We start from the raw sequence: 13,159 nt of genomic DNA on the forward strand, positions 1-13,159 counted from the left end.
AGAGGTTTCCCTACTTTATTTACATCATTGTCTAGCTCTAGCGCCTATCGCTTAGCAAACTTCAGGTCTCCTCCCTACGATAAGTCAACTAAGAATTGCTGACGCAATTCAAGTTTCCTTTATCTCGAGACCGAAGACCCTCCAATTTGTACGGTGATGAGCAAGGCGCTTGCGCTTTTCTAATTTATGATATGATTTAGGAAAATATTGAAAGGTTTTTGGTGATTATTGTGAACGAACTAGCGTTATCGGATAGACTAAGAGCAGTTGCTCTTGAAATCCCCATCGGTTCAAAAATAGCTGACATTGGCTCAGATCACGCCTATCTTCCTTGTTTTGCAGCGCTTCAGGGTCTAATTAGTTATGCCGTTGCAGGTGAAGTAAATGAGGGACCTTTTCAATCAGCTAAAAATCAGGTCGAAAAATTAAATTTGAATGACCGTATAAAGGTTAGAAAAGGAAATGGCTTAGAAGTAATTGAAAAAGATGAGATAAATGTTATCACTATCGCTGGTATGGGTGGTCCCTTAATCAGTGAAATTTTAGAAGCGGGTAAAGACAAATTAAATGGAAAAGAACGCCTGATTTTACAGCCGAATATTGGAGCAAAAAGCATTAGGCTTTGGCTTATAGAAAATGGCTGGGAGTTAATAAAGGAGCATATTTTAGAAGAAGATCAGAAGATCTATGAAATATTAGTTGCTGAAAAAGGTAACCCGCACGCACCCTATAGTAACGAGGAGAGGGAGGCTGACTTATTGCTTGGTCCATTTTTAAAGAAAGAAAAAAATGAAGCATTCCAGAAAAAGTGGAAGCATGAGCTTTTAAAATGGAAAAAGATTATCAGGCAAATCGATCAAAAAGCTCAAAACGAAGATACCGTCGAAAAAAGAAAAGATCTAATGAATAAGATACAAATGGTTGAGGAGGTATTGAACGATGAGATTTCCTAACGGACAGGAAGTCATTCAAGTATTTGAAAAACTGGCACCAAAATCATTGGCAATGGATGGTGACAAAATTGGATTACAAATAGGAACCTTGCAAAAGCCAATCAAAAAAATTATGATCACACTTGATGTACTAGAGGATGTTGTTGATGAAGCCATAGTTAAGCAAGTGGATTTAATCATAGCTCATCACCCTGTGATCTACAATCCATTAAAAACAGTGATTACCGATAATCCTTCTGGGCGGATAGTTGGAAAGTGCTTAAAAAATGATATTACGGTTTATGCCGCCCATACTAATCTAGATGTTGCAATTGGCGGTGTAAATGATCTTTTAACTGTAGCCCTTGAGCTTGAAGATACAGAAGTATTAGTTCCGACATTTGAGGATAGTTTAAAAAAGTTGGCAGTCTATGTACCGGAAGATCATGCTGAAAAAATGAGAAACGTCTTAGGTAGTGCCGGGGCGGGATATATTGGCAACTATAGTCATTGCACATTTAATTCAGCGGGTACAGGTACTTTTCTGCCCAATGATGGGGCAAATCCATTTATTGGTGAGCAAGGAAAGCTGGAGCATGTAGCGGAGGTGAAAATTGAAACTATTTTTCCGGGATCAATTCAAAATAAAGTCATTAACGCTATGTTAAAGGCTCACCCATATGAGGAGCCTGCTTATGATATTTATCCGTTAGAAAACAAAGGACCAACACTTGGGTTGGGTCGTATCGGGGTGCTGAAAAAAGAAATGACATTAAAGGAATTTGCAGAACATGTTAAATCTTCCTTGGATGTTTCCGGCGTGCGAGTAGTTGGTGATCTGGGTTCAATCGTTCGAAAGGTCGCAGTTTTAGGCGGAGATGGCGGCAAGTTTTGGCCCAAGGCTAAATTTAAAGGAGCCGATGTTTTTGTAACTGGTGATATATATTATCATGTTGCCCATGATGCCATGATGGAAGGGCTTAATATGGTTGATCCAGGGCATAATGTTGAGAAGGTCATGAAGCAAGGAGTGCAAAAGTATCTACAATCATTTATAACTGAAAAGAAATATGACACTACAGTCATTACATCACAGGTCCATACTGATCCGTTTCAATTTATGTAAAAAAACAAAGTTTGTGCGTAAATAAAACAGGCTGAATATCGCTCCTAATAACTGATTGGACAAACAAAATTTCGAATAAAATCTAAAGTCTCTAGGCTAACACGAATGAACATCTGGGTATTTCGGGAAGTGAGACTACATTCGTGTTTTAACGCCTAGAGACTTTGGTTTGCAAGTATTCATGATTATGAACGTTGTCCAATCAAGTTCCGTCGCAATATCCAGCCCGTTTTATTAATTTCAAAGAAATGCGTTCTTATCGTTTAATCTTTGGTAAAATTTTATCAACTGTTACTCTACGTTCAACGTTCCATGTAGATTCGTCATTAGGGTCAAATTGCTCTAAAAACGCAATAACCTCTTTAGTAATTGGTGTCGGTGTTGAAGCACCAGCAGTAACAGCAACCTTATTAATATTTTTTAACCAATTAACATCGATTTCTGTAACATCTGCAACTCGATAGGCGGTGGTACCTGCTATCTCTTCTGATACTTGAGCTAATCGGTTTGAGTTATTGCTTCTTGGGTCCCCAACAACGATCGTAAGATCCGCATCATGCGCTTGTTCTGCAACTGCTTCTTGGCGCATTTGGGTAGCCATACAGATCTCATTATGAATCTCGGCATGTGGATACTTCTCTTTTACCTTTTTCATAACATCGGCAACATCCCATTGACTCATAGTTGTTTGATTTGTAACGACAATCTTTTCACAGTCAATTTCAAGCTTTTCAATATCATCCTCGTTTTCAATCAAATGTACGATATCAGGAGCAACACCAACGGCGCCCTCTGGTTCTGGGTGTCCTTTTTTACCGATATATATGACTTGGTATCCTTTATCTTTTGAACTGCGAATCAGGTCGTGTGTTCTAGTAACATCAGGGCAAGTAGCATCCAGTACAGTTAAGCCACGGTCTCTGGCAATTTGGATGACTTCCGGAGAAGTACCATGTGCGGTGAAGATAACGGTTCCTTCCGTTATTTCATCTAGAAGTTCTTTACGAGTTTTCCCTTTTATATCTAAAGTTTTAATATCTTCTTTCTCAAACGCTTCTGTAACATGTTGATTATGAACAATCATTCCTAATATATAAATAGGTCTTGGTAAACTTTTATCAAGAGCAGCATTTTGGGCAATTACCATCGCGTCAACTACGCCATGACAATAACCTCTTGGTGCGATTTTTAAGACTTCCATCCTTGACCCCTCCTCCCGTTACAATTATATGATAGAAGAGGAGGAATTACAAAGGAAACTCCTAGATATACAGCTTTGGTTTTGAGAGTTTAACTTTTTCAACCGGTTCCACCTTAATGTTGTCGAAATCGGGTACTTCTTTCTCTATTATTGCTTGCGATCTTTTTTTATTTCCTGTCGAACCTTCATTAACAAAATCTTCTGCAGTAGTACCATCTTCTGCAATAGGACTATCTTCTGTAGAAGTACTATCTTCTGTTTCAGTTGACTCATCGGAGTTATTTAGTGCTCTCATCATTTTGAACATGGCAGGCATGTTCTTAATAAAAGGTCCATATTGTTGGATCATTGGTCCAACTTGTTGGGCCAGCCCCATAACCCTCTGTACGTTATTTAACATTCCAGAAATTCCACCTGAAGAAAAATTTCCCATGAGTCCTGATAAACCTGAACCACCACCATTCATAAGCTGTCCGCCAATTCCAGGGTTAAAACCCTGGCCCAATCCACCTGGGAAACCACCGCCTCTAAGGAACGTGCCACCACCTGGGAAGGCGCCACCGCCAGGAAAGCCCCCGAAATTAGCTGGTGCATTTCCTTTTCCTAAAAGCCTTGATAGTAAGCCGCCAAGTCCCCTTGATTGCTGCATTCCCTGCTGCATCTGCTGCATTGGAAATCGTGAGATTGGTGGCATCATGGGGCGTTGCATTGGGAATTGCATTGGAAAATTGCCTGGTCGAAAAGGGTGCATTTTATTCCTCCTTTCATAGTTAAACCGCAATATATGTCTCATTGTTAAAATATGCTGTTTTTTGACCAAGGTGTTAGTCATATGAAAGAATGGGTGTTTACCTAATAGAGTTAGTTAGCTATTTTTTGCAGTTTATTTTATACTAGTAAGACGACATGAAATTTATAGAATTTAGGAGATATACAATGGAAAATTCATTTAAAAGGTTTGATTTAAAACCGTTCCTTTTAGAGGCTCTAAAAAGTATTGGCTTCCAAGAACCAACTGAAATTCAAGAAAGAATAATACCGACAATTAAAAAAGGGGACAGTGCAATCGGGCAATCGCAAACAGGAACGGGAAAAACACATGCATATTTACTGCCAGTAGTCGATAGTATTAACCCGAAAAAAGAACAGGTTCAAGCGGTGATTACAGCCCCGACAAGAGAGTTGGCTACGCAAATTTATGAGGAACTAAACAAACTTACCAAATTCTGTTCTGAAGAAGAAATTATTACATCGAAACTATTTATTGGTGGTACGGACAAGCTGCGTACGATTGAAAAATTAAAGACTCAGCCACATATTGTTGTGGGGACACCAGGCCGTATTAACGATCTTGTAAAGGAACAAGCCCTATTTGTTCACACAACAAATAGGCTTGTTGTCGATGAGGCAGATCTCATGCTGGATATGGGTTTTATTAATGATGTAGACCAAATTGCCGGGAAAATGGGGCAAGATTTACAAATACTCGTTTTTTCAGCCACGATTCCCGAAAAGCTAAAACCATTTTTAAAAAAGTATTTAGAAAATCCAACATTCACACATGTGGCCCCAAAACAAATTGCCGCTGAAAAAATAGAACATTTATTAATTCCGTTGCGTCATCGAAATAAACTGGATGTCATTTATGAAATAGCTAATCAATTTAATCCTTATTTAGCCCTTATTTTTACAAATACAAAAAAAATGGCAGATGAGGTGGCAGATGGTTTAATCGAAAAAGGCCTAAAGGTTGGACGCATCCATGGTGATTTAACCCCTAGAGAGCGGAAAAAAATGATGAAGCAAATTAAGGACTTGGAGTATCAATATATTGTGGCTACGGATTTAGCCGCAAGGGGTATAGATATCGAGGGTGTAAGTCATGTTATTAATTATGAGTTGCCTTCAGATTTAGATTTCTACATTCATCGTGTTGGGCGAACAGCAAGAGCCGGCTATTCTGGCATAGCAGCTTCTATTTATGAATTAAGGGACCAGGATGCTCTAAACAGGCTCGAGAAAATGGGCATTGAGTTTAAGCATGTGGATTTACGCGATCACGAATGGGTCGATTTAGGCGCTAGGGATAAAAGAAAAGAAAGAAAAAATAACGCTCCACAGGCCGAACCGGAAAAGCTTGCTCATAAAACAATAAGAAAACCTAAAACAGTAAAGCCAGGCTATAAAAAGAAAAGACAGCAGGAAATTGAAAAATTTATTAAGAAAGAAAAAAGAAAAATTCGTAATAAAAAATAAAGGGAGAAGAATTGAATTATGTTAAAAATAGGTTCACATGTTTCAATGAATGGGAAAAAGATGCTTTTAGGAGCTAGTGAGGAAGCCGTTTCCTATGGAGCAAATACGTTTATGGTGTATACAGGTGCACCACAAAATACACGAAGAAAGCCGATAGAAGAATTAAACATAGAAGCAGGCCTTGCACACATGAAACAAAATGGGATTGAAGAAATTGTTGTTCATGCACCGTACATTATCAACATTGGTAATACTGAAAACCCTGCAACATTTGAGCTTGGAGTGAGATTTCTTCGATCAGAAATTGAGCGTACAGCAGCCATTGGGGCAAAACAAATTGTCTTACATCCGGGAGCACATGTAGGTGCGGGCGCTGAAAAAGGAATTCAAAAGATTATTGAAGGTCTAAATGAAGTGTTGACGAAAGAGCAAACTGTTCAAATCGCCCTTGAGACAATGGCAGGAAAAGGCTCTGAATGTGGACGTTCCTTTGAAGAACTTGCCGAAATTATTGAAGGTGTTACACATAATGAGAAGCTGTCTGTATGCTTCGACACATGTCATACACATGATGCAGGGTATGACATTGTCCATGACTTTGATGGAGTATTAGAAGAATTTGATCGGATCGTCGGTATTGATCGAATGAAAGTACTTCATATTAATGATAGCAAAAATGAACGAGGGGCGCGTAAGGACCGGCATGAAAACATCGGATTTGGGAAAATTGGCTTTGATGCCTTAAATTATGTCATCCATCACCCACAGCTTGAACAAATCCCTAAAATCCTGGAAACTCCGTACGTTGGAGAAGATAAAAAGAACCAAAAACCACCATATCGCTTTGAAATCGCGATGTTAAAGGAACAGACATTTGATCAGAGCTTATTAGAAAAAATTATGAATCAATAAATAATAAAGAAGAGGCTGGATATAAAACAGCCTCTTCTTTACTTTTTAAATTGTCTTAAAAGTTCATTTGCTTTTTTAGCTAAATTTACATTGACCTCTTTACCGATTTTTTTAATGATATTGCGATGCTGTTCATCGTTATCAATACTAATGTTTTTTTCTGCTTTAAGGATAGTAATGATTTTGGCCGCTTCTGCTTGGGATAAATTAATATTATAATTTTTGGCATGCTTTAATAATTCATCGACAGTGATCGTTTTTAATTTTTGATTAATAAACTGCTGAACAAATGGATTCATTTTGAACTTCCCCACCTTTGATTGTGCCATTAATAACATAGTATGAATTAACAACTAAGGTGTTCTAGCCATTATTGATAAAGATTGACATTAATGATTCGGCCATAATCGGACCATACTATTAATGCTCCTCAATTAATGAAAGTGAGGGATCCAAGGTGGCAGAACAAAACTTTAGTGAAAAAAATAAGAATAATAAGGCTTCAATAGACGATTCCCAAGGGATATCGTATGAGAATTATGAGAACAACTTTGCAGATATCACACAAGCTGAAAAAAATAACTCTGAGGATTATGACTTAAGGGACCGAAACGACTGGGCAACAACAGATGCGGATTTTTCTGAAGAAACGGCGGCTGAGGTTGCACCTGGTTTAGGTTATTTAGGAAGGGCCGATGATACGGACAGACCGCGTACCTTTGATAGACCAACGGAGGAGGGAACTGGCGGAAGAGTAATGGGGGCAATTGCTTTAGCATTGTCAATATTATCCCTATTCTATTCCCCAGTACTATTTGGTGCTGCAGGGATCATCGTTGGATTTATTGCACGCCGAAGAGGAGCAAATGGATTAGGTAATTGGGCGATGGGGATTGGTGTTGTATCGTTAATCATCGGATTATTTATTGCACCATTCTTTTATTAAATAATTATCATTAAAAGACATGAAAAAGGAGCTACCAATTTGGGTAAGCTCCTTCTTCATAAATTGTCTAGCGCTTCTGCTTTTCTTATCAATTTTGTTTTTGGAAGTGCTCTTCGGCTAATTGATCGACTTCCTTCTTTAATTCCTCAACAAGTTTGTCTTCAGGTACTTTACGAATAATTTCTCCGTGGCGGAATAATAATCCTTCACCACGTGCACCGGCAATACCAATATCAGCCTCACGTGCTTCACCCGGCCCGTTAACCGCACATCCAAGCACTGCTACTTTTATTGGTGCCTTGATTTTTGAAATATATTCTTCAATTTCATTCGCAATACTGATTAAATCAATTTCGATCCGGCCACAAGTTGGGCAGGAAATAAGCGTCGCTGCATTGGCAGCCAGGCCAAATGTTTTAAGAAGTTCTCTTGCTACCTTTACTTCCTCTACAGGATCAGCACTTAGGGAAATTCGAATTGTGTTTCCGATTCCTTTGCTTAAAATGGCACCCAAGCCAGCTGCACTTTTTACAGTACCCGCAAAAAGTGTTCCAGATTCGGTAATACCTAAATGCAAAGGATAATCAAAGGCTTTTGCTGCTTTTTCATAGGCCTCAATGGCAAGATGTACATCAGATGCTTTTAGTGACACGATAATGTTGTGAAAATCAAGGTCTTCAAGAATTTTAATATGGTGTAGTGCACTTTCAACCATACCATCTGCTGTAGGATAGCCGTATTTATCCAAAATTCGTTTTTCTAAAGAACCGGCATTAACACCGATACGGATCGGTACGCCTTTTTCCTTAGCAGCTTTAACGACAGCTTCCACTTTTTCACGTTTGCCAATATTACCGGGATTGATTCTGATTTTATCTGCACCGCCTTCAATTGCTTTTAATGCGAGGCGATAATCAAAGTGTATGTCTACGACAAGTGGGATATTTATTCGTTTTTTTATTTCAGCAATTGCGTTTGCTGCTTTCTCGTCTGGGCAGGCAACACGAACAATTTGACAGCCGGCCTCTTCCAATCGATTTATTTGTGCAACCGTTGCATCAACATCGTGTGTTTTGGTTGTAGTCATACTTTGAATAACAACTTCATTATTACCGCCAATCGTTAAATTACCAACTTTAATTGGGCGGGTTTTTGTACGATGTGTTATTTCACTCATGCGAAAAACGCTCCTTCATAATGGTATACCCATCTATTGTATCAATGTATTCAAAAAAATGACAACTTTTTTATTGATGGAGAGGAGCATTATTCTTTATCTGTATAAACTGGAAATTTATAAACCTTTCCAATTTGGATCATTTCCGGTTCTGTCTTAGGATTTAATAGCTGAAAGTCAGTTATTAACTGTGAAATGGAAACGGGTAGTGGTCCGTCTTGAATTTGTTCAACGATGGATAGTACAGTTTGTCCGGCAGCTACTTTTACCTCTTGGTAATATAACTCTTCTTCTTTTCCAGTGTTAACACTCTTTTGTTCCTGTTCGTTCGCTTTTTCTACTGTTAATTCTTTTGCTGTTGCGTTTTCACTTTGTTTACTTTCTTTATTTTGTAGTAAAACGATGGAGGTTGGTTTACTTAAGACACCGGCACTTAAATCATAATAGATTACATAGGTAATAAACAAAACAAGCAAAGTAAGAAGTAATTTTCTCATAATATTCACCGTCTTAATCGTTTTACTACACTTTATGCTTGTCTTTTGAAAATATGATAGTTTTATACGGAAATTTTCGGTGAATCTAGTAATTTTATTGATTCTTTTACCTTTATATCTTTTACAGCGATCTGCTTCCCTTTTTTCTTTTTCCGATTTGTCAATATGGTTGCTCCTTTTTAAAAGTAGAATATGTTTGATATGTTATATAATTTTGGCAAAAAAAGAGCTACCTATTCAGGCAGCTGTTCTTCATTACTTGGGGCTTTTGCTTTCGGGATTTCTTTAATAATTAAATATAAAACAATGATCGCGGTTGCCCAGTATAGTAAAAATGCAAAAGGGATCGTAATTTTTAACGTATCGGTAATGGCAAAAAAGAGAGTTGGTATTGTTACCGCATAGGCAGATAGAATCCATAGATTTTGGTAGCGGAGCTTTCTGTTCATTTGTTTTGCAACCATTATTCCGATTAAAGCTAGGAACGAGACGCCAATAAATTTTAGACTAGACTGGAATAAATAAATGAATATAAATAAAATTGGGAGAATGACTAAAACAATCGAATCCAACTTATCTGTAAAACCTACTACCGTATCTTTGTTTAATGTTATGTTTCCAAATGAAGAATAGGGCAGGCGCTGTGAATCTGTCTCATTTACCAGTATCGCTTCTTTCTTTAATAAACCAATTGCATTGGAATGTTTTGAAACATCGCTCGCAGATACCTCACCAGTTGTATCAAAAATAAAGGTAAAGCCGCTTTCGATGTCTTCCTTTATAATTGGAGATTTAATTTCCGATGTTAGGATGCCATTTTTAAGTTCAAAATTTGGTAGGTCATTGATGATCTTTGTATTTGTAATGGAGGCCCAATTAAGAAAGTCCATCCCAAGTGAAATACTTGTTATTAAAGTGGAAATGAACATTAATAGAAACACATAGCCAATTGTCTTACCTATTCCTTGAAATCGAAAGAGCGCAACATCTTTAGGAGAATAGATGCTTTTTCCTAATTGCTTAAATATATTCATTTTTATAGACACACTTCCCTTCATGGCATATCTTACCTATCTATTCAAAAAGATACAAGTAAAATAATTATTGAGTTTTGCTCTTTAAAATGTTATATTATTTTAGCAGTCGTTATTCATAGTTTCAAAAGTATTTTAAAAAGAGTTGACATAATTAAGATTGTTTGATATATTAAAAAATGTCGCTAAACAATATTCCACAGTAGCTCAGTGGTAGAGCTATCGGCTGTTAACCGATCGGTCGCAGGTTCGAATCCTGCCTGTGGAGCCATTTTATTATGGCGGTGTAGCTCAGCTGGCTAGAGCGTACGGTTCATACCCGTAAGGTCGGGGGTTCGATCCCCTCCGCCGCTATTTCTTTCATCTATAGACATGGCGACTGTGGCGAAGTGGTGAACGCACCGGATTGTGGCTCCGGCACTCGTGGGTTCGATCCCCATCAGTCGCCCCATACTACTATAACTAGAATGGACCCTTAGCTCAGCTGGTTAGAGCTATCGGCTCATAACCGATCGGTCGCAGGTTCGAGTCCTGCAGGGTCCACCATTTCTATATTATATTATTTAACGCGGAGGAATACCCAAGTCCGGCTGAAGGGATCGGTCTTGAAAACCGACAGGCGGGTTAAACCGCGCGGGGGTTCGAATCCCTCTTCCTCCGCCATAAATTTAATTATTATTTTACCATCGCGGGGTGGAGCACGACCGAATAAGCTTCATCGAATCCGCATCAGCGTACCGACCGAAACGCTTCTTGAATAATCTTTCTGAGGTCGGGACGACAAAGGGACAGTCGTTTCTATGCAAACTTTGAAGGAAGCACAATATTATATATTTTTTACCATCGCGGGGTGGAGCAGTCTGGTAGCTCGTCGGGCTCATAACCCGAAGGTCGTAGGTTCAAATCCTGCCCCCGCAACCAAATACATAACTATGGCTCGATAGCTCAGTCGGTAGAGCAGAGGACTGAAAATCCTCGTGTCGGCAGTTCGATTCTGTCTCGAGCCACTCTAAAAAACATCCTTTATAAGGGTGTTTTTATTTTGAATAAATAATGGCTTGGTTGGAAAAAATTATGTTGTTATGTAAAATTTTGAGGTTTTAAATTTGAAAAAGTGTGGAATAAGTGTTAATGTAAGAGCGAAAGATACTTTTGAAACAAAAAAGTATAAAAATCCAAAAATTAACATCTACATAATTAACTAGGAGGAGATTTTATTATGGCTAAATTTGAATTACCACAATTACCTTATGCATATGATGCATTAGAACCACATGTTGATGCTAGAACTATGGAAATCCATCATACGAAACACCACAATACTTATGTAACAAACTTAAATAACGCACTTGAAGGAAATGACGAGCTTTTAAGCAAATCTGTTGAAGAAGTTATTTCAAACCTTGATGCTGTTCCTGAAGCAGCACGTACTGCAGTTCGCAATAACGGTGGTGGTCATGCTAACCATTCATTATTCTGGACTGTTATGAGTCCAAATGGTGGTGGCGCACCAACTGGTGAACTTGCTGACGCAATCGCTCAAAAATTTGGTAGCTTTGATGCTTTTAAAGAAGAGTTCGCTAAAGCAGCTACAACCCGTTTTGGTTCAGGTTGGGCTTGGTTAGCAGTTAACAATGGACAGCTTGAAGTGACTAGCACACCAAACCAAGATTCTCCATTAATGGAAGGCAAAACGCCAATTCTTGGTCTAGATGTTTGGGAGCATGCTTATTACTTAAACTACCAAAACCGTCGTCCCGACTACGTAAGTGCATTCTGGAACGTAATAAATTGGGAAGAAGTTACAAAACGCTATAACGCTGCAAAATAATAATAAAAATACACAAAACAAAAGGTATGCAAATTCGAATATGAATTCGCATACCTTCTTTTTTTGGCAAGACCAGATTTTATATTTTTTTATCGACATTATTGAATATGATTGGAGAATACTGAAAATACTTTTAATGCCATAAATAATAAGTAGTTTATTGGGAGGGATTTCTGAAACATGCTGATGGAGTGTTTGATCCTTGTAGCAATGTGGCTGTTCGGTTTTCTTGGCTTTATTTTGTTTATTCCACACAAAGAATGGCGCAAGGGATTCTTAGCATTCTTAATGTTTCAAGCAATCGTCTGGCTTTGCGATATGCCCTCTTTTCAATTTGGCTTATTAAGTGCACCTGTGCGGGTGTTGCCGAAAGCGACAGATCTCCCCCTAACAATTAATTATTTTTTCTATCCAGTATTGTTTTCAATATTTTACGTCAATAAGAGAGCAAAGGGCAGTCTATGGTCTAGAATTACATACTTTTTTGTTTGGGTCTCTATTATCACGTTGTTTGATGTTGTTATCGAGAGATTTACAGATTTATTAGAATATGGATTACTGTCATGGTGGGGGATGTGGATTTACATTTGGCTTCTCTTTTTCGTGAGTCAAGTCTGCTGTAATTGGTTCTTTAAGGACAAAGCCCTGTTTCGAGCAGAGATATGGAGTACAAAATGAGAATTGAATGGTGGATCTTGCTATCGGTGTACGCAGTGGCAACAGGAATTGTTTTCTTCATACCCAAAAATAAACTTCGACTTGCGGTAGTGGCGTTTTTGTTCACACAGATTATTACCTTTCTTATAGGTTTGGTGGTTGTAGAGTTGGGTCTTCTTAAATATCCTATTCGTTTGTTTACTACTATCAATCGGACGAGTTTCACGTTTGAATATTATGCTTTTCCAGTCGTATGTTCCGCCTTTAATGTATGGTATCCCAATGATCGAAGTGCTCTTATTCAATTGGGTTATTATGTTGGAGTAGGCTCTTTGTTGACTTTGGTTGAAGTCATTATCGAAAAATATACCGATCTCATTGAATACATACACTGGGAATGGTATATTACTTTGCTAACAATATGTCTTTCGTTTTTCGTAACTCGTTTATTTTGCGTCTGGTTTTTCGAAAAGGGACGTTCAAATACATAATATGTAATCTTAATTAATTCGAAGCGGGAAAAACTCCATAAACTATGGTATAGTGAAATCTAATTAATGGTAGAAAGGGGATGTTTTTTTATGCGTAGC

The 13,159-nt window shown here is 38.1% G+C and carries 14 protein-coding genes and 7 tRNA genes; 15 read left to right on the top strand and 6 right to left on the bottom strand.

Annotation, left to right across the window (positions count from 1 at the left end; genetic code table 11):
* Positions 1-230 precede the first annotated feature (230 nt).
* Both P9E47_RS03375 and P9E47_RS03380 read left to right on the top strand, forming a co-directional pair.
* Positions 231-953: a tRNA (adenine(22)-N(1))-methyltransferase gene (locus P9E47_RS03375; protein ID WP_003333483.1), complete on the top strand. Its 723-nt coding sequence runs from the start codon at positions 231-233 to the stop codon at positions 951-953.
* Positions 940-2,058 carry a Nif3-like dinuclear metal center hexameric protein gene (locus P9E47_RS03380; RefSeq protein ID WP_003333482.1) on the top strand — a complete coding sequence of 373 codons (1,119 nt, stop codon included), beginning with the start codon at positions 940-942 and terminating at the stop codon, positions 2,056-2,058. Before P9E47_RS03375 ends, P9E47_RS03380 begins: the two co-directional genes overlap by 14 nt.
* Before the next feature lie 256 nt (positions 2,059-2,314).
* On the opposite strand, the gene P9E47_RS03385 is transcribed toward P9E47_RS03380, so the two are convergent.
* Positions 2,315-3,259 (bottom strand): 4-hydroxy-3-methylbut-2-enyl diphosphate reductase, encoded by a 945-nt coding sequence (locus P9E47_RS03385; protein ID WP_326162603.1) that lies wholly within the window; start codon positions 3,257-3,259, stop codon positions 2,315-2,317.
* A gap of 61 nt (positions 3,260-3,320) precedes the next feature.
* Positions 3,321-4,010, bottom strand: coding sequence for a VrrA/YqfQ family protein (vrrA, locus tag P9E47_RS03390; protein ID WP_326162604.1), 690 nt, complete (start codon positions 4,008-4,010; stop codon positions 3,321-3,323).
* 185 nt (positions 4,011-4,195) lie between these two features.
* Between vrrA and P9E47_RS03395 the strand changes: the two genes are divergently transcribed.
* Both P9E47_RS03395 and P9E47_RS03400 read left to right on the top strand, forming a co-directional pair.
* Positions 4,196-5,515, top strand: a complete 1,320-nt coding sequence (locus P9E47_RS03395; protein ID WP_003333478.1) for a DEAD/DEAH box helicase — start codon at positions 4,196-4,198, stop codon at positions 5,513-5,515.
* A gap of 18 nt (positions 5,516-5,533) precedes the next feature.
* Complete coding sequence (locus P9E47_RS03400) at positions 5,534-6,427, top strand: deoxyribonuclease IV (RefSeq protein WP_003333477.1); 894 nt, start codon at positions 5,534-5,536, stop codon at positions 6,425-6,427.
* Between the two features lie 38 nt (positions 6,428-6,465).
* Here P9E47_RS03400 and P9E47_RS03405 read toward each other — a convergent pair whose 3' ends face one another.
* Complete coding sequence (locus tag P9E47_RS03405; protein ID WP_003333476.1) at positions 6,466-6,726, bottom strand: DUF2624 family protein; 261 nt, start codon at positions 6,724-6,726, stop codon at positions 6,466-6,468.
* 260 nt (positions 6,727-6,986) lie between these two features.
* On the opposite strand from P9E47_RS03405, the gene P9E47_RS03410 reads away from it, so the two are divergent.
* Positions 6,987-7,373, top strand: coding sequence for a DUF4190 domain-containing protein (locus P9E47_RS03410; protein WP_039957883.1), 387 nt, complete (start codon positions 6,987-6,989; stop codon positions 7,371-7,373).
* Positions 7,374-7,461: 88 nt separating this feature from the next.
* Here P9E47_RS03410 and ispG read toward each other — a convergent pair whose 3' ends face one another.
* The 3 genes from ispG to P9E47_RS03425 all read right to left on the bottom strand — a co-directional run bounded on the left by ispG (position 7,462) and on the right by P9E47_RS03425 (position 10,081).
* Entirely contained in the window at positions 7,462-8,550 is a 1,089-nt protein-coding gene (gene ispG / locus P9E47_RS03415; protein ID WP_326162605.1) for a flavodoxin-dependent (E)-4-hydroxy-3-methylbut-2-enyl-diphosphate synthase, read from the bottom strand.
* A gap of 89 nt (positions 8,551-8,639) precedes the next feature.
* The gene (locus P9E47_RS03420) at positions 8,640-9,047 is read right to left on the bottom strand and encodes a hypothetical protein (RefSeq protein WP_003333473.1); all 408 of its coding nucleotides are present in this window, start codon (positions 9,045-9,047) and stop codon (positions 8,640-8,642) included.
* 233 nt (positions 9,048-9,280) lie between these two features.
* Positions 9,281-10,081, bottom strand: a complete 801-nt coding sequence (locus P9E47_RS03425; protein ID WP_326162606.1) for a DUF1189 domain-containing protein — start codon at positions 10,079-10,081, stop codon at positions 9,281-9,283.
* A 196-nt stretch (positions 10,082-10,277) separates the two neighbouring features.
* On the opposite strand from P9E47_RS03425, the gene P9E47_RS03430 reads away from it, so the two are divergent.
* The 10 genes from P9E47_RS03430 to P9E47_RS03475 all read left to right on the top strand — a co-directional run bounded on the left by P9E47_RS03430 (position 10,278) and on the right by P9E47_RS03475 (position 13,060).
* Positions 10,278-10,352: transfer RNA gene (locus P9E47_RS03430), tRNA-Asn, on the top strand.
* Between the two features lie 9 nt (positions 10,353-10,361).
* Positions 10,362-10,435, top strand: a tRNA-Met gene (locus P9E47_RS03435).
* A gap of 21 nt (positions 10,436-10,456) precedes the next feature.
* Positions 10,457-10,532: transfer RNA gene (locus P9E47_RS03440), tRNA-His, on the top strand.
* Positions 10,533-10,550: 18 nt separating this feature from the next.
* Positions 10,551-10,627: transfer RNA gene (locus tag P9E47_RS03445), tRNA-Ile, on the top strand.
* 24 nt (positions 10,628-10,651) lie between these two features.
* A tRNA-Ser gene (locus P9E47_RS03450) sits at positions 10,652-10,744 on the top strand.
* A gap of 181 nt (positions 10,745-10,925) precedes the next feature.
* Positions 10,926-11,002 (top strand) — tRNA-Met (locus P9E47_RS03455).
* Positions 11,003-11,015: 13 nt separating this feature from the next.
* Positions 11,016-11,088: transfer RNA gene (locus tag P9E47_RS03460), tRNA-Phe, on the top strand.
* Positions 11,089-11,300: 212 nt separating this feature from the next.
* Positions 11,301-11,912: a superoxide dismutase gene (locus P9E47_RS03465; protein WP_003332388.1), complete on the top strand. Its 612-nt coding sequence runs from the start codon at positions 11,301-11,303 to the stop codon at positions 11,910-11,912.
* Between the two features lie 180 nt (positions 11,913-12,092).
* Complete coding sequence (locus tag P9E47_RS03470; protein WP_003332389.1) at positions 12,093-12,590, top strand: CBO0543 family protein; 498 nt, start codon at positions 12,093-12,095, stop codon at positions 12,588-12,590.
* A complete protein-coding gene (locus P9E47_RS03475) occupies positions 12,587-13,060 on the top strand; it encodes a CBO0543 family protein (RefSeq protein ID WP_003332390.1) in 474 nt (157 codons plus the stop codon). The genes P9E47_RS03470 and P9E47_RS03475 overlap by 4 nt, the downstream gene beginning before the upstream one ends.
* Positions 13,061-13,159: the final 99 nt, after the last annotated feature.

It is taken from the genome of Schinkia azotoformans (assembly GCF_035811335.1).
Lineage (GTDB): Bacteria > Bacillota > Bacilli > Bacillales > Bacillaceae_J > Schinkia > Schinkia azotoformans.

Coding starts and splice junctions, on each gene's coding strand:
- P9E47_RS03380 (WP_003333482.1), top strand. CDS start 940: ATGAGATTTCCTAACGGACAGGAAGTCATTCAAGTATTTGAAAAACTG.
- P9E47_RS03385 (WP_326162603.1), bottom strand. CDS start 3,259: ATGGAAGTCTTAAAAATCGCACCAAGAGGTTATTGTCATGGCGTAGTT.
- vrrA (WP_326162604.1), bottom strand. CDS start 4,010: ATGCACCCTTTTCGACCAGGCAATTTTCCAATGCAATTCCCAATGCAA.
- P9E47_RS03395 (WP_003333478.1), top strand. CDS start 4,196: ATGGAAAATTCATTTAAAAGGTTTGATTTAAAACCGTTCCTTTTAGAG.
- P9E47_RS03400 (WP_003333477.1), top strand. CDS start 5,534: ATGTTAAAAATAGGTTCACATGTTTCAATGAATGGGAAAAAGATGCTT.
- P9E47_RS03405 (WP_003333476.1), bottom strand. CDS start 6,726: ATGAATCCATTTGTTCAGCAGTTTATTAATCAAAAATTAAAAACGATC.
- ispG (WP_326162605.1), bottom strand. CDS start 8,550: ATGAGTGAAATAACACATCGTACAAAAACCCGCCCAATTAAAGTTGGT.
- P9E47_RS03420 (WP_003333473.1), bottom strand. CDS start 9,047: ATGAGAAAATTACTTCTTACTTTGCTTGTTTTGTTTATTACCTATGTA.
- P9E47_RS03425 (WP_326162606.1), bottom strand. CDS start 10,081: ATGAATATATTTAAGCAATTAGGAAAAAGCATCTATTCTCCTAAAGAT.
- P9E47_RS03465 (WP_003332388.1), top strand. CDS start 11,301: ATGGCTAAATTTGAATTACCACAATTACCTTATGCATATGATGCATTA.
- P9E47_RS03470 (WP_003332389.1), top strand. CDS start 12,093: ATGCTGATGGAGTGTTTGATCCTTGTAGCAATGTGGCTGTTCGGTTTT.
- P9E47_RS03475 (WP_003332390.1), top strand. CDS start 12,587: ATGAGAATTGAATGGTGGATCTTGCTATCGGTGTACGCAGTGGCAACA.